The organism is Curtobacterium sp. NPDC086286, assembly GCF_044746255.1.
Classification (GTDB): domain Bacteria; phylum Actinomycetota; class Actinomycetes; order Actinomycetales; family Microbacteriaceae; genus Curtobacterium.
In genome coordinates this window covers 1-19,202 of the sequence record NZ_JBIVBW010000003.1, presented here as the reverse complement: position 1 = coordinate 19,202, position 19,202 = coordinate 1, and the positions used below count along the sequence as shown (strand labels likewise).

General features: G+C 71.8%; 19 protein-coding genes. 16 read left to right on the top strand and 3 right to left on the bottom strand.

The window, feature by feature from the left end; all coding sequences use genetic code 11:
- Positions 1-70: 70 nt before the first annotated feature.
- From infA to ACIPKM_RS05820, 10 genes are all read left to right on the top strand, one after another.
- On the top strand, positions 71-292 hold the full coding sequence (infA, locus tag ACIPKM_RS05865) for a translation initiation factor IF-1 (RefSeq protein ID WP_017885509.1): 222 nt from the start codon (positions 71-73) through the stop codon (positions 290-292).
- A 70-nt stretch (positions 293-362) separates the two neighbouring features.
- Positions 363-479: a 50S ribosomal protein L36 gene (gene rpmJ, locus ACIPKM_RS05860; protein ID WP_022903266.1), complete on the top strand. Its 117-nt coding sequence runs from the start codon at positions 363-365 to the stop codon at positions 477-479.
- Positions 480-641: 162 nt separating this feature from the next.
- On the top strand, positions 642-1,016 hold the full coding sequence (rpsM, locus tag ACIPKM_RS05855; RefSeq protein WP_058728274.1) for a 30S ribosomal protein S13: 375 nt from the start codon (positions 642-644) through the stop codon (positions 1,014-1,016).
- A gap of 9 nt (positions 1,017-1,025) precedes the next feature.
- Positions 1,026-1,424 (top strand): 30S ribosomal protein S11, encoded by a 399-nt coding sequence (gene rpsK, locus ACIPKM_RS05850; protein ID WP_017885507.1) that lies wholly within the window; start codon positions 1,026-1,028, stop codon positions 1,422-1,424.
- Positions 1,425-1,632: 208 nt separating this feature from the next.
- The gene (locus tag ACIPKM_RS05845) at positions 1,633-2,628 is read left to right on the top strand and encodes a DNA-directed RNA polymerase subunit alpha (protein WP_022906362.1); all 996 of its coding nucleotides are present in this window, start codon (positions 1,633-1,635) and stop codon (positions 2,626-2,628) included.
- 66 nt (positions 2,629-2,694) lie between these two features.
- Positions 2,695-3,261 carry a 50S ribosomal protein L17 gene (gene rplQ / locus ACIPKM_RS05840; RefSeq protein ID WP_070417691.1) on the top strand — a complete coding sequence of 189 codons (567 nt, stop codon included), beginning with the start codon at positions 2,695-2,697 and terminating at the stop codon, positions 3,259-3,261.
- Between the two features lie 208 nt (positions 3,262-3,469).
- Positions 3,470-4,588 carry an aromatic acid exporter family protein gene (locus ACIPKM_RS05835; protein ID WP_402736361.1) on the top strand — a complete coding sequence of 373 codons (1,119 nt, stop codon included), beginning with the start codon at positions 3,470-3,472 and terminating at the stop codon, positions 4,586-4,588.
- 38 nt (positions 4,589-4,626) lie between these two features.
- The gene (locus tag ACIPKM_RS05830; protein ID WP_402736360.1) at positions 4,627-4,983 is read left to right on the top strand and encodes an ArsR/SmtB family transcription factor; all 357 of its coding nucleotides are present in this window, start codon (positions 4,627-4,629) and stop codon (positions 4,981-4,983) included.
- A 1-nt stretch (position 4,984) separates the two neighbouring features.
- Positions 4,985-5,473 (top strand): SRPBCC domain-containing protein, encoded by a 489-nt coding sequence (locus ACIPKM_RS05825; protein WP_402736359.1) that lies wholly within the window; start codon positions 4,985-4,987, stop codon positions 5,471-5,473.
- A gap of 40 nt (positions 5,474-5,513) precedes the next feature.
- The gene (locus ACIPKM_RS05820; RefSeq protein WP_402736358.1) at positions 5,514-8,723 is read left to right on the top strand and encodes a BTAD domain-containing putative transcriptional regulator; all 3,210 of its coding nucleotides are present in this window, start codon (positions 5,514-5,516) and stop codon (positions 8,721-8,723) included.
- Here ACIPKM_RS05820 and ACIPKM_RS05815 read toward each other — a convergent pair.
- On the bottom strand, positions 8,705-9,535 hold the full coding sequence (locus ACIPKM_RS05815) for an ABC transporter permease (RefSeq protein WP_070417694.1): 831 nt from the start codon (positions 9,533-9,535) through the stop codon (positions 8,705-8,707). The genes ACIPKM_RS05820 and ACIPKM_RS05815 overlap by 19 nt on opposite strands.
- A complete protein-coding gene (locus tag ACIPKM_RS05810; RefSeq protein ID WP_071295214.1) occupies positions 9,532-10,521 on the bottom strand; it encodes an ATP-binding cassette domain-containing protein in 990 nt (329 codons plus the stop codon). The genes ACIPKM_RS05815 and ACIPKM_RS05810 overlap by 4 nt, the downstream gene beginning before the upstream one ends.
- Positions 10,522-10,682: 161 nt before the next feature.
- Here ACIPKM_RS05810 and ACIPKM_RS05805 point away from each other — a divergent pair, with 161 nt between their 5' ends.
- From ACIPKM_RS05805 to glmM, 6 genes are all read left to right on the top strand, one after another.
- The gene (locus ACIPKM_RS05805; protein WP_402736357.1) at positions 10,683-11,600 is read left to right on the top strand and encodes a tRNA pseudouridine synthase A; all 918 of its coding nucleotides are present in this window, start codon (positions 10,683-10,685) and stop codon (positions 11,598-11,600) included.
- Positions 11,597-12,343: an MBL fold metallo-hydrolase gene (locus ACIPKM_RS05800; protein ID WP_071302495.1), complete on the top strand. Its 747-nt coding sequence runs from the start codon at positions 11,597-11,599 to the stop codon at positions 12,341-12,343. Before ACIPKM_RS05805 ends, ACIPKM_RS05800 begins: the two co-directional genes overlap by 4 nt.
- A 103-nt stretch (positions 12,344-12,446) precedes the next feature.
- A complete protein-coding gene (locus tag ACIPKM_RS05795) occupies positions 12,447-15,152 on the top strand; it encodes an ExeM/NucH family extracellular endonuclease (RefSeq protein ID WP_402736356.1) in 2,706 nt (901 codons plus the stop codon).
- 237 nt (positions 15,153-15,389) lie between these two features.
- Positions 15,390-15,836, top strand: coding sequence for a 50S ribosomal protein L13 (gene rplM, locus ACIPKM_RS05790; protein WP_022906970.1), 447 nt, complete (start codon positions 15,390-15,392; stop codon positions 15,834-15,836).
- Between the two features lie 38 nt (positions 15,837-15,874).
- Positions 15,875-16,360 (top strand): 30S ribosomal protein S9, encoded by a 486-nt coding sequence (gene rpsI, locus ACIPKM_RS05785; protein ID WP_022906971.1) that lies wholly within the window; start codon positions 15,875-15,877, stop codon positions 16,358-16,360.
- A gap of 22 nt (positions 16,361-16,382) precedes the next feature.
- Positions 16,383-17,756 carry a phosphoglucosamine mutase gene (glmM, locus tag ACIPKM_RS05780; protein ID WP_071295217.1) on the top strand — a complete coding sequence of 458 codons (1,374 nt, stop codon included), beginning with the start codon at positions 16,383-16,385 and terminating at the stop codon, positions 17,754-17,756.
- A gap of 323 nt (positions 17,757-18,079) precedes the next feature.
- On the opposite strand, the gene coaA is transcribed toward glmM, so the two are convergent.
- Entirely contained in the window at positions 18,080-19,024 is a 945-nt protein-coding gene (coaA, locus tag ACIPKM_RS05775) for a type I pantothenate kinase (protein WP_071295218.1), read from the bottom strand.
- Positions 19,025-19,202 lie beyond the last annotated feature (178 nt).

Genomic DNA, 19,202 nt, shown 5'->3' with positions numbered 1-19,202 from the left:
GGGCGTGGCGCCCGACCCGCAGACCGGCTCGGGGATCACACCGGTAATCCAACCAAGCGACAGTGAGGCTATGGCCAAGAAAGACGGCGTCATCGAGATCGAGGGCTCGGTGCTCGAAGCTCTGCCCAACGCGATGTTCCGCGTTGAGCTGACCAACGGACACAAGGTCCTTGCGCACATCTCCGGGAAGATGCGCCAGCACTACATCCGCATCCTCCCCGAGGACCGCGTGATCGTGGAGCTGAGCCCGTACGACCTGACCCGCGGCCGGATCGTCTACCGCTACAAGTGATCCGCGAGCTGGAAAGGAACGGCCCGGCAACCCTGCCGAGCACGAAGCCAGCGAGCACGAGGAAAGAACAATGAAGGTCAACCCCAGCGTCAAGCCCATCTGCGAGCACTGCCGTGTCATTCGCCGCAAGGGCCGCGTCATGGTGATCTGCAAGAGCAACCCGCGTCACAAGCAGCGCCAGGGCTAGTCCCGGCTGCCTGACGCGATCGCCCTCGGGCGGCTGCGAGCAGGATCCACAACTCAACATCGAACGCAGTACCAAGATCCGCGCGAGCGGGGACACCTCGGGTCGGAGGCCCGAGCACCGGTACTGCTCCACACCTCCATCGACAACAGGAGCAGCCATCACATGGCACGTCTAGCAGGCGTCGACATCCCGCGCGAGAAGCGCGTGGAGATCGCACTCACGTACATCTACGGCGTCGGCCGTACCCGCGCGGTCCAGGCACTCGCCGAGACCGGTATCTCCGGTGACATCCGCGTCAAGGACCTGACCGACGACCAGCTCGTCGCCCTCCGTGACTTCATCGAGGGCAACTTCAAGGTGGAGGGTGACCTCCGCCGTGAGGTCGCAGCCGACATCCGCCGCAAGGTCGAGATCGGTAGCTACGAGGGTCTTCGCCACCGTCGTGGTCTCCCGGTGCGCGGTCAGCGCACCAAGACCAACGCGCGTACCCGCAAGGGACCGAAGCGCACCGTGGCAGGCAAGAAGAAGGCTCGATAGGAGACCCCGATGGCTACCCCCAAGACTGCCGCGCGCAAGCCGCGCCGCAAGGAGAAGAAGAACGTCGCCGTGGGCCAGGCCCACATCAAGAGCACGTTCAACAACACGATCGTCAGCATCACCGACCCGTCGGGTGCCGTCCTCAGCTGGGCGTCCTCGGGTGCCGTGGGCTTCAAGGGTTCGCGCAAGTCGACGCCGTTCGCGGCGCAGCTCGCCGCCGAGTCCGCTGCGCGTCAGGCGCAGGAGCACGGCGTCAAGAAGGTCGACGTCTTCGTGAAGGGTCCGGGTTCGGGCCGCGAGACCGCGATCCGCTCGCTCCAGGCCGCTGGCCTCGAGGTGGGTTCGATCAACGACGTCACGCCGCAGGCGCACAACGGGTGCCGCCCGCCCAAGCGCCGTCGCGTCTGACGCGAGGAGCAACCGGCCGCGCCCTGCTCGTCCCCTGACGGGAGCGAGCAGGGCCCGCGGCCATTCCTGGTCGTTCGATCGCGCAGGCCGTGCCGTCCTGGCAAGCGCGTGCGCGTGATCACAACTCAACAGACCCGTCGGGGCCCGGTCGGCCCCGTCGTACCGCCGAGTGTCATATAGCGGACACTCCGCCGAAAGGAATCCCACAGTGCTCATTGCACAGCGCCCCACCCTGACCGAGGAGACGATCTCCGAGTTCCGCTCGCGCTTCGTCATCGAGCCGCTCGAGCCGGGCTTCGGTTACACCCTCGGCAACTCGCTGCGCCGCACGCTCCTCTCCTCGATCCCCGGCGCGGCTGTCACCAGCATCCGCATCGACGGCGTCCTCCACGAGTTCAGCACCGTTCCCGGTGTCAAGGAAGACGTCACCGAGATCATCCTCAACATCAAGAGCCTGGTCGTCTCCAGCGAGCACGACGAGCCGATCACGGCGTACCTGCGCAAGCAGGGTGCAGGTCAGGTCACCGCAGCGGACATCTCCGCTCCGGCCGGCGTCGAGATCCACAACCCGGACCTCGTCATCGCGACCCTGAACGACACCGCGCGCTTCGAGCTCGAGCTGACGATCGAGCGTGGCCGTGGCTACGTCTCGGCGACGCAGAACCGTTCGGAGTTCAGCGAGGCCGGTCAGATCCCGATCGACTCGATCTACTCGCCGGTCCTCAAGGTCACCTACCGCGTCGAGGCGACGCGTGCCGGTGAGCGCACGGACTTCGACCGCCTGGTCGTCGACGTCGAGTCGAAGCCGGCCATCACGCCGCGCGACGCCATCGCGTCGGCCGGTCGGACGCTCGTCGAGCTGTTCGGGCTCGCCCGCGAGCTCAACACCGCGGCCGAGGGCATCGAGATCGGCCCCGCGCCGGTCGACGCCGTGCTCTCGAACGAGCTGCAGACCCCGATCGAGGACCTGGACCTGTCGGTCCGCAGCTACAACTGCCTCAAGCGGGAGGGCATCAACACGGTGTCCGAGCTCGTCGCCCTGTCGGAGACGCAGCTCATGAACATCCGCAACTTCGGTCAGAAGTCGGTGGACGAGGTCAAGGACAAGCTCACCGAGCTCGGCCTGTCCCTCAAGGACACCGTCCCCGGATTCGACGGCGCCCACTTCTACAGCGGGTACGACGAGGACGAGTCCAACAACTGACCTCGCGCTGACGCGCACGCGCGCCGCTGACGCAGCGCGCAACACTTTCACCACTGGAGAACTGACATGCCGAAGCCCACCAAGGGCCCCCGCCTCGGTGGCGGCCCCGCCCACGAGCGCCTGCTCCTGAGCAACCTCGCCAACGCCCTCTTCACGCACGGTCGCATCACGACCACCGAGACGAAGGCCAAGCGCCTCCGTCCCGTCGCCGAGCGTCTCATCACGTTCGCGAAGCGTGGCGACCTGCACGCGCGTCGTCGCGTGATCAGCATCCTGCGCGACAAGTCCGTCGTGCACACGCTGTTCACCGAGATCGCCCCGCAGGTCGAGGACCGTCAGGGCGGCTACACCCGCATCACGAAGCTCGGTTTCCGCAAGGGCGACAACGCTCCCCTCGCGTCGATCGAGCTCGTCCTCGAGCCGGTGTCGAGCACGCCGGCCCCGGTCAAGCGCGACGCGGCCCCGGCCGCTGCTGCTCCGGTCGAGGAGCCCGCCGCCGAGGACACCACCGACGAGGCCCCGGTCGAGGAGACCGAGACCACCGAGGAGTCCGCTCCCGTCGCCGAGGAGACCGAGACCGAGGCAGCTGCCGAGGTCGAGGCCGACGCTGCCGAGAAGTCGGACGACAAGTAGTCACAGCCCCACCACGACGAAGCCCCCGCAACACGCGTTGCGGGGGCTTCGTCGCGTCCTGGGGGTGACCGGACGGCGGCCTGGAGGCGCGGTGCGGGCCCGCCCCGTTCCTCCTGGCCCACAGGCGGCCGAGCCGCAGAACGCGGACCGGCTCCGTCTCACAGGCGCGGCACCGTATCGTGACCGGCCGACACGACGAGAGGGACCGATGCAGTTCGAGCACATCGCGGGGGTGGGGACCCGGGTCTGGCGGTGGAGCCGGACCTCCGGGACGCAACCGCGCCTGCTCCACGCCGCGAAGGCCGCCGTCGCAGCCGTGCTCGCGTGGTTCATCGCGCGACACATGCCCGGGGTCGCGGCGGAGTACCCGTACTACGCACCGCTCGGTGCCGTCGTGGCGATGCAGACGACGGTGTTCGCGGGCATCCGGAGCGGGGTCCAGACGCTCGTCGGCATCGCGCTCGGCATCGTCATCGCCGGGTTCACGATGTGGGTCGGTGACCCTGGTTTCCTGGCGATCGCGCTGGCGGTCGGCATCGGGGTGCTCGTCGGCGGGTTCCGCGTCCTCGGCGAGGGCAGCTCCTGGGTGTCCACCGCCGCGCTCTTCGTCCTGCTCGTCGGTGGCGCCCACGCCGAGGGGTACTCGCTCGGGTACCTCGTGCAGATGGCCGTCGGGGTCGTGGTGGGCCTCCTGGTGAACTTCCTCGTCTTCCCGCCCCTGCGCTTCTGGGACGCCGAGCACCGGATCGACGCGGTCAACCAGGTGCTCGCGGACCACCTGGACGGGCTCGCCGAGGTCCTCGCAGGGGGCGAGCGCGACGAGAAGGCCTGGGACCGTCAGCAGGACCGACTGGACCGTGCCATCGCCGACGTCCGCTCCCGGGTGTCGATCGCGCACGAGAGCCGGCGGCTGAACCCGCGCGGAGCACTCCGTGGGTCCCGGGCACGGCTCGAGCAGGACGGTGCCCGCTTCCGTGCCCTCGAGCGGGTCGCCTGGTACACGACGGACCTCACCGAGCTCGTCGCGCGGTCGGGTCCGGTGTCGGAGGGGCTCGGGCGACCGGACCCCGAGTTCGCCGAGCCGCTCGCGACGGCCCTCCGTGAGCTCGCGTGCATGGTCCGCGGCGAGTGCCCCGAAGAAGCGGGCGACGATGCGATCGCCGAGGTCGAGCGGGCGCTGGACGCGTCGCGCGAGGACCCGTCGCACGTCGCGGTCACCTCCGCCGCACTCGTGGCGATGCGCGGCATCGTGGAGTCCGAGCGCCGGGCGACGAACGACCTCGACACCCGCACGGGGCCGTCCGCATTCCGGAACGCCCGCGGCTGACCCTCGACTTCATAACACTGCGGTTATAGAGTGTCGACGTGCACGCGTTCGACATCCTCGGTGACCCCGTCCGACGCCGGCTCACGGAACTCCTCGCCGAGGGGGACCGGACGGCCGGTGCGCTGACCGACGTCATCAGGGCCGAGTTCGGCATCTCCCAACCCGCGGTCTCCAGGCACCTGCGCGTCCTGCGCGACGCCGGGTTCGCCACGGCGGCACCGCGGGGGACCGCACGCGTCTACCGACTGGAACCCCGCGCCGTCGAGGAACTCGACCGCGCCGTCGAACGGTACCGCGCCCTCTGGCGGCAGCGGCTCGACGCCCTCACGACCGAGATCGCCCGGGGCCGACGTGCTCCGGGCGCCCCCGCCGACGTCCATCCCGAGGAGCACTGACATGCGCACCACCGACGGCACCGTCGAGGACTCGCCCTCCGGCGGTTACCTCATCCGATTCGCCCAGACCTACCCGACGACCGTCGAGCACCTCTGGGACGCCATCACCGACCCCGAACGGCTCTCGCGCTGGATGGCCCCGTACGAGGGCGACTTCCACCTCGGCGGACGCTGGCTCGCGCGGTACGACGACGGCACGGTCTTCACCGAGGGGACCGTCACGGCGTGCGACGCTCCGCGCACGTTCACGACCACCTGGCACGCCCGCGACGAGCACGAGACGACGATCACCGTCACGGTCGAGCCGGTCGAGGACGGTGCCGCCCTCCGGCTCGAGCACGACCGTGTCGGCGGCCGGGACTACGCACCGGGGTGGCACACGTACCTCGAGCTGCTCGAACTCGACCTCGCCGGGGACCTCGACGGCATCGCGACCTTCGACTGGGACACGCGCTACGCCGAACTCCGGCGGCGGTACCCGGTCACGTGATCCCGGGCCGGACGCGTGCGGTCGTCCGTAGACTCGTACCGTGTCCGAACTGCCGCGCGTCGCCGTCCTCGGGCCAGTGACCGTCGCGGATCCGACGGGAGCGCCGACGGCGGTGCCCGGGGCCCTGGCGCGGGGGTTCCTCGTCGCGCTGGTGCTCGCGCGCGGACACGCCGTGACGACCGAGGCGCTCATCGACGAGCTCTGGGGCGACGACCAGCCGCGGGGTGCCCGTGCAGCGCTGCAGACCCTCGTCTCCCGGCTCCGGCGCAGTACGGCCGACGGTGTCGTCGTGTCGACCAGCACCGGGTACGCACTCGGGGTCGACCCCGGCTCGGTCGACCTGACGGCCGCCGAGCGCGCGGCTGCCAGCGAGGACGTCGCGGTGGTCCGGGCAGCGCTCGACGGCTGGCGGGGCGACCCCGGCGCGGACGTCGACGGGGACCTCGGCGCCACGCTCGCCGACCGCGCGGCCGGCGCCCGCCGTGCGCTCCGACGCCGGCTGGGCGAACTCCTCCTCGACCGCGGGGACGCGGCGGAAGCGGCCGCGCTGTGGCTCGCAGAGTCCGAGGCGAACCCGTTCGACGAGGTCGCCGTCGCCGGGTGCATGCGCGCGCTGGTCGCCGCCGGCCGGAACGCCGAGGCGCTCGCCGCGTTCGCGACGCACCGCGACCGCCTCGCGGACGAGCTCGGCGCGGACCCCTCGGCCGACCTGGTGCGGCTGAACGCCGATCTGCTCCGCCGGTCCGCCGCCGACTCCGGTCGTGCTCGTCGGGTCGGGCTGCGGGCCGCGCCGAACACGCTCGTCGGACGGCAGGAGGACCTCGCCGCCGTCACGGACCTCCTGTCCCGCAACCGGCTGGTCACGATCCTCGGTGCGGGTGGGCTCGGCAAGACCCGCCTCGCGCAGGCGGTCGCCGCCGGTGTGCCGCCGACCACCGGCGTGGTGGTGTTCGAGCTCGCGCCGATCGCCACCGCCGAGGACGTCGTCCCCGCGCTCGGTGCCCTGCTCGGGGTGGCCGAGTTCCGCTCCGCCCGGGCGCTGCGGGAGGTCGTCGTCGCCGACCTGCGTGCGCGGGTGGGGCGGGCGCTCGGGGAGGCCCCGACGATCCTCGTCCTGGACAACTGCGAGCACCTCGTCGGCGACGTCGCCGGGTTCGCCGCCGACCTGCTCGCGAGCATCCCCGACCTCCGGATCCTCACGACGTCGCGTGCACCGCTCGCGATCGCCGGCGAGGTCGTGGCGCCCCTCGCGCCCCTCCCTGTCGAGGCCGACGGCGCCGCGGTCCGGCTGTTCACCGAGCGCGCCCGGGCCGCCCGACCCGGGGCCGTGCTGCCCGTGGACACCGTCCGCCGCATCTGCACGCGGCTCGACGGGTCGCCGCTCGCGATCGAGCTGGCCGCGGCGCGGATCCGGGGGATGAGCATCGACGAGATCGAGCGCCGGCTCGACGACCGCTTCGCGCTGCTCCGGGGCGGCGACCGCAGCGCGCCGGAGCGGCACCGCACGCTCCTGGCGGTCATCGAGTGGAGCTGGCGCCTGCTCGACGCGGGCGCGCAGGACCTCCTGACCCGCCTGGCACTGTTCCCGGACGGCCTGGCGGTCGACGCCGTCGAGGCCGTGGCCGCGCCGGACCGCCGGGACGATGCGCTCGACGACCTTGCCGAACTCGTCGAGCAGTCCCTCGTGCAGCTCGTCGAGGTCGAGGGGGAGCCGGTCCGTTACCGCCTGCTCGAGACCGTCCGCGAGTTCGGGGCCGCACGGCTCGACGAACGCGGCGCCACCGAGGCGGTGCGCACGGCGATGATCCGCTGGGGGCGGGACTTCGCCGCCGCCAGGAACCTCTTCACGCTCACCGGTCCGGAGCAGCTCGACCGCTTCCACGAGGTCCAGCGCGAGGCCGACAACCTCGTGACCCTGCTCCGCTGGAGCCTCCGCGCCGACGACGCCTCGGCGACCGCGCACGTCTTCGCCGCCCTCGGGGCCTACTGGACGCTCCGGGGTGCCCACGGCGAGGTCACCGCGATCGCGTCCGACGTGGTCGCGGTGCTGCGCTCGGGTCCGCCCGCGGCCGAGGACGTCGCCGCGGTGCACGTCGGACTCGTCGTCGCCGGGGCGTCCTCGGCGTTCGACGACCGCCGGACCGCCGCCTGGGCGATCTCCACGCTCCGGCGCCTCCGCCGTGTCGGGACGACGGGGTTCCCGGTGCTCGACGCACAGGCGGCCCTGCTCCTGACGCTCGGGCGTCCGGCGGCGGGCACCGCGCTCCTCGCGCGCCTCCGCGACGATCCCGACGAGGGCGTGGCCGGCACCGCCAACATGCTCAGCGCGCCCCTCGCCGAGAACGACGGCGAGTTCGCGGCGGCCCTCCGGTACGCCACCCGGGCGCAGACCCTCGCGGAGCGCACCGCGGACGCGTGGACGATCGGCACCGTGGCCGTCACCATGACCCAGCTCCTCGCCCAGACCGGCCGGTACGCGGACGCCCTCGCGAACGCCGACCGCGCCCGTGAGCAGCTCGAGCGCTTCGGCGCCGAGGACGACCTGTACGAGATCGGCTGGACCGTCGGGCTCTGCTCGGCCGCGACCGGCGCCGTGGACACCGCCCGGTCGATCGCCGCCGAGCTGGAGCACCGACCGGTCGCGGGGCGGGGCGGCTTCGACGGCGACCGCTCCCAGATCGGCGTGCTCGCGGTCGCGATCGGCGCGGAGTGCCTCCGGTTCGAGGGCGACCTCGATGCCGCTGCCGCGCAGTACACGGCCGCGTGGGACTGGGTGCTGCCGCACCGGAAGGCGACACCGCACTGGACCGTGATGGCGGGCGCGGCGCGGATCGCAGCGGTCGACGAGGCGGCGCTCGGCGCGCCCGACGGAGCCGCACCGCGCCTCCAGGCCGACGAACGCGCGGTCGCTCGCCGCATCCGGAAGGCCGCACTCGTGATGATCCGAGTCCACCCGTGGTGGCTCGACCTGCCCGTCATCGGCACGACGCTGGCGGGACTCGCGGTCGCGGCGGCGCGCAGCGACCGTCCGGCCGAGGCGGCCCGGTGCTGGGGTGCCGCGATGCGGTTCGGCACCCGGCAGGACTTCGCGGTGCTCGCCCACGGACGGCTCCGACCGCTCCTCGTCGACGCGCTCGGCGCGGCCCGCGTCGCGGACGCCGAGACGGCCTCGGCCGGATGGGACCGGACCGAGGCCGTCGCGCGGGCGAGGACGCTGCTGGAGGACCTCCGCTACGCCTTCCGCATGTAGGCGCGGACCGTCAGCGGCGCGAACACGGCGACCACCACGGCGGCACCGAGCAGGCTGATCCAGAGGTCACCGGTGACGGCGCCGTGGTTGATCAGCTCGCGGACGGCGGTGATGAGGTGCGAGATCGGGTTGACCTCGGTGAACCAGCGCAGCCAGCCGGGCAGGGTGTCCGTGGGGACGAACGCGTTCGACAGGAACGTCAGCGGGAAGAGCACCAGGTTGGCGATGCCGGAGACGCTCGACGCGGTGCGGGCGACCACGCCGAAGTAGGCGAAGATCCAGCTGATCGACCAGGCGACGACGATGACGAGCACGCCGGCCAGCACGACCGCCGCGGCACCGCCCTCGGGACGCAGGCCCATGATGATCCCGACCGTGAACGTGATGGCGGTGGCGATCGCGTACCGGACCGTGTCGGCGAGCAGCGCACCGGCGAGCGGCGCGATGCGGGCGATCGGCAGGGACTTGAAGCGGTCGAACACGCCCTTGTCCATGTCCTCGCGGAGCTGGACACCGGTGACGATCGAGGACGTGATGTTCGTCTGCACGAGGATGCCGGGGATGATGACGGGCAGGTAGCTGGACACGTCGCCGGCGATCGCGCCGCCGAAGATGTACGTGAACATGACGGTGAAGACGATCGGCATGAGCGTCACGTCGAACAGCTGCTCGGGCGTGCGACGGACCTTCACCAGGCCGCGGTACGCCATCGTGAAGGACTGTCGGACGGTCGCGCCGAGTCCGGAGCCGCCGATGCCGGGGCGTGGGGCGACCCGTGGCGCCGAGGTGGGGGTGGGGGCGATGGTGGTCATGCGATGCTCCCTTCGAGCTCGCGCGTGGTGTCGTCGTCGGTGGTGGCCGGGGCACCCGTGATGGTCAGGAACACCTCGTCGAGCGTCGGCTTCTGCACGCTCATCTCGGCGAGGGAGATGCCGGCGTCGCGGAACGACACGAGCAGGTCGGTCACGCGGTCCGGGTCGGACATCGGCGCGGTGAGGCGCGAGCCCTCGGGGCTGGCCACCGCGTCGACGCCGAGGCTGTTCCGCACGATGGTGCGGGCGGCGTCGAGCCGGAGCGGGTCGGCCAGCCGGAGCTGGAGCGAGCTCGACCCGATGGACGCCTTCAGCTCGTCGCCCGTGCCCTCGGCGACGACGCGGCCGTGGTCGATCACGGCGATGCGGTCGGCCAGCTGGTCGGCCTCGTCGAGGTACTGCGTCGTCAGCAGGACGGTGGAGCCGGTCGCGACGAGCTCCCGGATCGTGTCCCACATCTGGGCGCGGGTGCGGGGGTCGAGACCCGTCGTGGGCTCGTCCAGGAACAGCAGCGGGGGCTGTGCGATGAGGCTCGCGGCGAGGTCGAGACGACGACGCATGCCGCCGGAGAAGTTCTTCAACGGACGCGACGCAGCTTCGGTCAGCCCGAAGCGCTCGAGCAGCTCGGCGGCCTTCCGCTTCGACTCGGCGCGGCCCAGGCCGAGCAGGCGCGAGAAGATGACGAGGTTCTCGGTCGCGCTGAGCGTCTCGTCGACGCTCGCGTACTGGCCGGTCACGCCGATGAGGGAGCGGACGGCCTGCGCCTCACGGCGGACGTCCCGTCCGAAGATGCGGGCCTCGCCGGCGTCCGCCTTGAGCAGCGTCGCGAGCATGGAGATGGTGGTGGTCTTGCCGGCGCCGTTGGGGCCGAGCACGCCGTAGACCGTGCCGGCCTCCACGCGGAGGTCGACACCGTCCACTGCGCGGTTCGTCCCGAAGGTCTTCACGAGGCCGGTGGCCTCGACCGCGAGCGGTGTGGTGGTCATTCGCGCAGGTCCTTTCGTGGTGACTCGACGTGGTTCGTCGATGTCGAGGACGATGGTGCCGCGGCCCGCTCACGCGGCACTGACGTGGCACTGACACCGGGGCGGGGCGCGTGTCAGCACGGGGGCCAGGAGGCGCGGTCCGGCCCCGGTACGGTGGCCTGGTGGACGAGACGGCGGGCCCGCAGGGCGGCGGTGACGGTGGCGGCGTGCGGCTGCGGTTGGACATCGCGTACGACGGTGCGGCGTTCTCCGGGTGGGCCCGGCAGCCGGGTCTCCGGACCGTGCAGGGCGCGCTCGAGGCCGCGCTCGCCACCGTCTTCACCCGGTGGGGCGAGCCGCCGCTGCTCACCGTGGCCGGGCGCACCGACGCGGGCGTGCACGCCACCGGGCAGGTCGCCCACCTCGACCTCACACCGGCGCAGTGGGACGCGCTGGCCGCCAAGCGGGGGTCGGGGCGCTCGCCGTTGGACGGGCTCGTCAAGCGCGTGAACGGCATCGCGGCGCCGGAGGGGGACGTCGTCGTCACCCGGGCCTCGGTCGCGCCGGAGGGGTTCGACGCCCGGTTCTCGCCGCTGTGGCGCCGCTACTCGTACCGGATCGCGGACGCCGACGCCCCGCGCGATCCACGTCGACGGGGGCACACGGTCTGGCACCCGACGCGGTTGGACCCGGCGGCGATGGAGCGCGGTGCGCTGCGGCTGCTGGGGCTGCACGACTTCGCGACGTTCTGCAAGCCGCGCGAGGGGGCGACGACCATCCGGACGTTGCAGGAGTTCCGCTGGGACCGCGAGCCGGACGGCGTGCTGGTGGCGCGCCTCCAGGCCGACGCCTTCTGCCACTCCATGGTGCGCGCGATGGTGGGGGCGACGATCGCCGTCGGCGAGGGCCGGTTCGGCGCCGACCGGCTCGAGGAGCTGCGGGTCGCCGAGGCTCGGACGAGCGAGTTCACGGTCGCGCCGGCGAAGGGCCTCACCCTGACCGAGGTCGGGTACCCGGCCGACGACGACCTCGCGGCGCGGGCGTCGCAGACCCGCGCGCGACGCGGAGCGCCCGGCGACGGCGGTACCGTCGGGGGATGACCTCCCGCGAACCCCGCTCCGTCGTGTCCGTCGCACCCGGGGTGGTGTTCGTCGAGGGGCCCGTCTCGAACTGGGTGGTCCTCGCCGAGGAGGACGGTGTCGCACTGATCGACGCCGGCTACCCGGCCGACACCGACCTCGTGCTCGACACCGTGCGGTACGCCGGCCACGAGCTCGACGACCTGCGCCGGGTGTACGTCACACACGGGCACGTCGACCACGTCGGCGGCATCCCCGGCATCCTCGAGCGGTACCCGCACGTCGAGGTGCTCGCCCACGCCGACGAGCTCGACAACGTGCGCGGGCCCGCGCGGCAGCAGGTGACGCCGGCCGAGATCGGTGGACGGCTGGCCGCACCCCGGGTCCTCCGGTGGCTCGCCCGCGCAGTGCGCTCCGACGCGCTGCGACCCACCGCGGTGCCGACCGCCCGCGCGTTCACGGGTGCGGACTTCGTCGGCCGGGCGATCGCGCCGCTGCCGGCCACCGGGCACACCGACGGGTCCACGGCCTACCTGCTGCCCGCCGCGAACGCGATCGTCACCGGGGACGCCGTCGTCAGCCGGCACGACACGCAGCCGTCGTCGTGGGAGCCGCGGCCGCGCATGATCACGTCGTTCTTCACGGCCGACCAGGAACGAGCGCTCGAGTCCGCGCGGGCGCTGCCGATCCCGGACGTCCTGCTCCCCGGACACGGGCCGGCCGTGCACCGCGTCGGGTCCACCTGGCGGCCGATCGGGTCCTGATCCCCGGGCACCGCGCACCGCCGCCTGCACCCCGATCAGGGGTGGAACGGATCGTTCACCCGCCGGAAACCTGAGGGGCCCCGCAGGTCGGTACCGTGCGACCATGCACAGATCCGTCGGGCGCACTCTGCTGTGCGCCGCCGCTGCAGCCGCGCTCGTCGCCGCTCCGCTCGTCTCCGTCTCCACGGCCACCGCGAACCCCCAGGGCACCGGGCTCGTCATCGCCGAGGCCTACCTCAAGGGCGGCAGCGCGAACCAGCCCTTCACGAACAAGTTCGTCGAACTCGGCAACCCCACCGACAGCCCCGTCAGCGTCGACGGCTGGTCGGTGCAGTACCGCGCGGCGACCGGTACCGGAGCGCCCTCGGTCGGCAAGCTCGCCGGCTCCGTGCCCGCACACGGCACCTACCTCGTGCAGATGGGCTCGAACGGCACGAACGGCGAGGCGCTGCCCGAGCCGGACGCCGTCACCGGGCTGAACCCCTCCGGCTCGACCGGCACCCTCGTCCTCGCCGACCAGGCGACGGCGCTGACACTCCCCGCCGGCGCCGTGACGACGGGCACCCCCGGCGTCGTCGACCTGCTCGGCTACGGCACGTCGAACACCTTCGAGACCGCGGTCGCACCGACCGGCACGGCGAACGCCGTCCCGGACGCGCTCACCCGTCAGGGCACGACCGACACCGACTCGAACGCCGCCGACTTCCGGGTGACGACGACCGTCACGCCGGAGAACGCCGCGGGCGAGACCACGCAGCCGACGGACCCGACCGACCCCACGGACCCCACCGACCCCGGTGACGGCGGCACGACCCCGGCCGAACGGGTCACGATCGCGCAGCTCCAGGGCACCGGCGACGCCTCGCCGTACGCCGGGAAGACCGTCACGACCGACGGCGTCGTCACCGCGGTGTACGCCACCGGCGGCTTCAACGGCTACACGGTCCAGACCGCCGGCACCGGCGGCGCGCTCGACCTCGGGAAGCACACCGCCTCCGACGCCGTCTTCGTCTACTCGTCGGCGACCGTCGGCAGCGTGGCGATCGGGGACGCGGTGCGCCTCACCGGCACGGTGTCCGAGTTCAACGGCCTGACCGAGCTGACCGTGCCCACCGCGTCCGGCCTGACGAAGCTCCCCGCCGCGGGGGTCGTCCAGCCGGTCCCGGCCACACTGACCTTCCCGCGCACCGACGCACAGCGTGAGTCGCTCGAGAGCATGCTCGTGGCGCCGCAGGGCGACTACACCGTCGCGGACAACTACACGACGAACCAGTACGGCGAGGTCGTGCTGGCATCGGGGAAGCAGCGCCTGCTCCAGCCGACCGAGGTCGCCCGTCCGGGCAGTGCCGAGGCCGCCGCCGTGACCGCGGACAACGCGGCGCGCAAGGTCGTCCTCGACGACGGTGCGAGCACGAACTTCCTCAGCGCGGCGAACCAGTCGATCCCGGTGTCGTGGCTCACGCAGGGCCCGGTCACGGTCGGTGCCGCGGCGACCTTCCGCGAGCCGGTCGTCCTCGACTACCGGAACGACTCGTGGAAGTTCCAGCCGACGTCGCCGATCACCGGCGCCACCCCGGCTGCCGACCTGCCGGCGTCGTTCTCGGACGTCCGCACCGCAGCCCCGGAGAACGTCGGCGGTGACATCCGCCTCGCCGGGTTCAACGTCCTGAACTACTTCCCGACGACCGGCGACCAGCTCACCGGCTGCACCTACTACACCGACCGCGACGGCGACCCCGTGACCGTCCGGGGCGGCTGCGACGCCCGCGGTGCCGCGAACGCCGACGACCTCGCCCGCCAGCAGGTGAAGATCGTCAAGGCGATCAACGGCCTCGGCGCCGACGTCGTCTCCCTCGAGGAGATCGAGAACTCGGCGCGCTTCGGCCAGGACCGTGACGCGGCCGTGGCGACCCTCGTGGCCGCGCTCAACGCCGCGACCGGCAAGGACACCTGGGCGTACGCGAAGTCCCCGTCGAAGCTCCCGTCGAGCGAGGACGTCATCCGCCTCGCGCTCATCTACAAGAAGGACCGCGTGCAGCCGGTCGGCTCGTCGACGATCCTCACCGACTCGACGGCGTTCACGAACGCCCGCCAGCCGCTCGCGCAGGCCTTCGCCCCGGTCGTCGCGAAGCCCGGCAAGGGCAAGGGCGCGCAGAAGCCGAGCGCGAAGGACACCTTCCTGGTCATCGCGAACCACTTCAAGTCGAAGGGCTCCGGCGAGGGCGTCGACGCCGACCAGGGCGACGGGCAGGGTGCGTCGAACCACTCGCGCGTCGAGCAGGCGAAGGCGCTCGTGACGTTCTCGACCGCGATGCAGCGCCAGGCGCGGACCGACAAGGTGTTCATGCTCGGCGACTTCAACGCCTACAGCGAGGAGGACCCGGTCGTCGCCCTCGAGGACGCCGGCTACACGGACCTCGGCCCGACCGAGGACGCGTCCGAGTGGTCGTACGTCTTCAGCGGGCTGAGCGGCTCGCTCGACCACGTGTTCGCGTCCCCTGCTGCGCTGGAGACCGTCACCGGCGTGGACATCTGGAACATCAACTCGGTCGAGTCGGTCGGCCTCGAGTACAGCCGGTACGACTACAACGTCACGGACCTGTACCAGGACGACGTGTACCGGGCGAGCGACCACGACCCGGTCGTGGTCGGCATCGACCTGCCGGGCGTCGGCACCCCGGGAGGCGGGAACCCCGGACACGGCGGCGACCCCGGACACAGCGGGAACCCGGGCCACGGCGGTCCGGTCGCGGACGCGCTGGCGGCGCTCGCCGCCCTGCTCGCGTGGTTGCGGAGCCTCTTCGGCTGACGTTCGCTGCACCGGACGGGAGGCGCGGTGCCAGCCGGCACCGCGCCTCCCGTCCGTCCTGTCTCCGTTTGACCGCCGTCACGTGCGTCGGGTAGGCTCTCACCTTGGTCTGCGCGCTCTGTGCGCCGGACAGTCAGATGAGCCCTCCACCGGGCCGTTCACACGGGTTCTCCCACGTGAACACCCACCGGAGCGGGATTCACGGACTCCTCACCTCGACACGAAAGCAGCACCACTGTGACTCGTACGTTCTCCCCGAAGCCGGCAGACGTCCAGCACGACTGGATCGTCATCGACGCGACCGACGTCGTCCTCGGCCGCCTCGCCACCCACGCCGCGGCGCTCCTGCGCGGCAAGCACAAGGCCACCTTCGCCCAGCACATGGACATGGGTGACTACGTCATCATCGTGAACGCCGACAAGGTCGCCCTGACCGGTTCGAAGCTCGCGAAGAAGGTCTACTACCGCCACTCGGGGTACCCGGGCGGCCTCACGGCGACCTCCTACCCGGAGATGCTCGAGAAGCACCCGACCCGCGCCGTCGAGAAGGCGATCCGCGGCATGCTCCCGAAGAACACCCTCGGTCGCGAGCAGCTCAAGAAGCTGAAGGTCTACGCCGGCGCGGAGCACCCGCACTCGGCGCAGCAGCCCAAGGCGTACACCTTCGACCAGGTCGCACAGTAGTTCCGGCCACGACGACTTCCAAGGACTAGGTAAAACTCATGGCTCAGATCGCTGACTCCCTCGACCAGACCCCGGAGAGCTTCACCACGGAGAGCGCACCCGCCGCTTCCGAGGCTGCTCCCCGTCAGATCCTCAACGTCTCGGGCGGTGCCGTCGGGCGCCGCAAGGAGGCCATCGCACGCGTCCGTCTCGTCCCGGGCTCCGGCTCGTTCGTCGTGAACGGCCGCTCGCTCGAGGACTACTTCCCGAACAAGCTGCACCAGCAGCTCATCAACGACCCGTTCAAGGTGCTCGAGCTGCTCGGCGCCTACGACGTCGTCGCCCGCATCACCGGTGGTGGCCCCTCGGGTCAGGCTGGTGCGCTCCGTCTCGCCATCGCCCGTTCGCTGAACGAGATCGACCGCGAGAACAACCGCGCCACCCTCAAGAAGGCCGGCTTCCTCACCCGCGACGCCCGCGTCATCGAGCGCAAGAAGGCCGGTCTCAAGAAGGCCCGCAAGGCTTCGCAGTTCTCGAAGCGCTAGTCGTCACCGGCTGAAGATCGCAATGCCGCGTCTGTTCGGTACCGACGGGGTTCGTGGTCTCGCCAACGGCGAGCTGACGGCCGCGCTCGCACTGGGTCTTGCCCAGGCGAGCGCGGCCGTCCTCACACACGGACACCACGCGGACGCCCGCCGGGCGTCCGGTCGACCGCGCCCTCGTGCGGTCCTCGCGCGCGACCCGCGCGTCTCCGGCGAGTTCCTCGGTGCCGCGGTCGCGGCCGGGCTCGCCTCCGCCGGCGTCGACGTGCTCGACGCCGGGGTCATCCCCACCCCCGCTGCGGCGTTCCTCGTCGCGGACATCGACGCCGACTTCGGCGTGATGATCTCCGCGTCGCACAACCCCGCTCCCGACAACGGGATCAAGTTCTTCGCCACGGGCGGCCGGAAGCTCCCGGACGAGGTCGAGGACCGCATCGAAGCGGCCATGCACGACCACTCCGCACCGACCCCCACCGGTGGCGACGTCGGCCGGATCACCCGGTTCGCCGACGCCGAGGACCGCTACGTCGTCCACCTGCTCGGCACGCTGCCGCACCGGCTCGACGGCATCCACGTCGTGCTCGACTGCGCGAACGGCGCCGCCGCGGGTGTCTCGCCCGAGGTGTTCGTCAACGCCGGGGCCCGCGTGACCCTGATCGGTGCCGACCCGGACGGCATGAACATCAACGACGGTGTCGGCTCCACCCACATCGACAACCTCGCCCGTGCGGTGCTCTCGCACGGTGCGGACGTCGGCATCGCCCACGACGGTGACGCGGACCGCTGCCTCGCGGTCGACGCCGCCGGCAACGCGATCGACGGCGACCAGATCATGGCGATCCTCGCGCTGTCGCTGCAGGAGCGCGGGCGCCTGGCGTCCGACACCCTCGTCGCGACGGTGATGTCGAACCTCGGGCTGAAGCGGGCCATGGCGGACGCGGGCATCACGATGCTCGAGACCGGTGTCGGCGACCGCTACGTCCTCGAGAAGATGACCGAGGGCGGGTACTCGCTCGGTGGCGAGCAGTCCGGCCACATCATCTTCAACGAGTTCGCGACCACCGGCGACGGCATCCTCACCGGGTTGCACCTCGTCGCCGAGATGGCCCGGACGGGCAAGACGCTCGAGCAGCTCGCGTCGTGCATGACGGTGTTCCCGCAGGTGCTCGTGAACGTGCGCGGGGTGGACCGGCACGGCCTGGCCGACCAGGGCGTGCAGGACGCTGTCGCCGCTGCGACCGCCGTACTCGGGGACGCGGGGCGCGTGCTGCTCCGGCCGTCCGGCACCGAGCCCGTCGTGCGGGTCATGGTCGAGGCGGCCTCGCAGGCCGATGCCGAGCGGATCGCCGAGGAGCTCGCGGCCGTGGTGCGCGAGCGCCTGGCGCTCGACGCGGCGTAGGCGCGCTGGCGCGCGCTGGCCCGCTCGGCGCGCTCGCACAACCAAAGTCCGTCGGAACCACGCAGATGCGTGGTTCCGACGGACTTTGCTTGTGCGGCGGCGGCTCGAGCCGCCCCGCGGCGGCGGCGCGCGGCGCCGGCCGCACCGGCGGCCCGGGCGGCAGCCGCCCGGCCGAGCCGCGTCGAACCACGGATGCGACATCGCACCAGCCCCCTCGCCCGGTTCCACGTCGGATTCGTGGTTCGGTGCAGCGGCCCGCCGCCGGCGGCGCCCCGCGCCCCGCGGCGCCCCGCGCCGCTCGCGGCCCCGCGGCGCCCCGCGCGTCAGATCTTGCGGAGCAACACCGACGACACCTTGTGGTCCGCCGCCTTCTTCAACACGAGGGTCGCCCGGGAGCGCGTCGGCAACACGTTCTCGATGAGGTTCGGCTCGTTGATCGCCCGCCACACCTCGGTCGCCGTCTGCACGGCATCCGACCGGGAGAGCGAGGCGAACCGGTGGAAGAACGAGTCCGGGCTCGCGAAGGCCTCTTCCTGCAGCGCGAGGAACCGGTCGACGTACCAGGCCTCGATGTCCTTCGTCTTCGCGTCGACGTAGATCGTGAAGTCGAAGAGGTCGGACAGTGCCAGCCGCCCGTGCACCGGCGGCGCGAGCACGTTCAGGCCCTCGACGATGAGGATGTCCGGCTGTCGTACCACGATCTCGGCGTCCGGCACGATGTCGTACACGAGGTGCGAGTAGTACGGCGCTCGGACCTCGGTCGCGCCGCTCTTCACCTGGCTCACGAAGCGCAGCAGGGCCCGGCGGTCGTAGGACTCCGGGAAGCCCTTGCGGTCCATGATCCCGCGCCGCTCGAGCTCGGCGTTGGAGTAGAGGAACCCGTCGGTGGTCACGAGCTCCACGCGCGGGGTGTCCGGCCAGCGCTTCGTCAGCTCGCGGAGCAGTCGTGCGACGGTCGACTTGCCGACGGCGACCGACCCGGCGACACCGATCACGAACGGCGTCCGCCCGGCTCGGTCACCCAGGAAGGCCGACGTCGACGCGTGCAGGTTCCGTGCGCCCGCCGCGTAGAGCGTCAGCAGGCGGGACAGCGGCAGGTAGACCTCCTGCACCTCCTGCATGTCGAGGCGGTCACCGAGACCGCGCAGCTGCACGATCTCGGTCTCGGTGAGGGACAGGTGCTCCTTCGGAGCGAGCTGCGACCACTCGCCACGCGGGATCTCCACGAAGGGGGTCGGGTGCGCGACGGTGGTCTCCGGGATCGGCATGGGAACGAGCGTACAGACGGGAGGCGCGGATCACGTGAGCCGACCAGCTCGCGTGATCCGCGCCTCCCGTCCGACGTCAACGTCCGGTGAAGGTGTGGGTGATGGTGTCGGTGCCGGAGGTGAACTTCCAGGTGACACTGTCGGTGGTGTATGTGCCGCCGGTGGTGAAGGTCCAGTC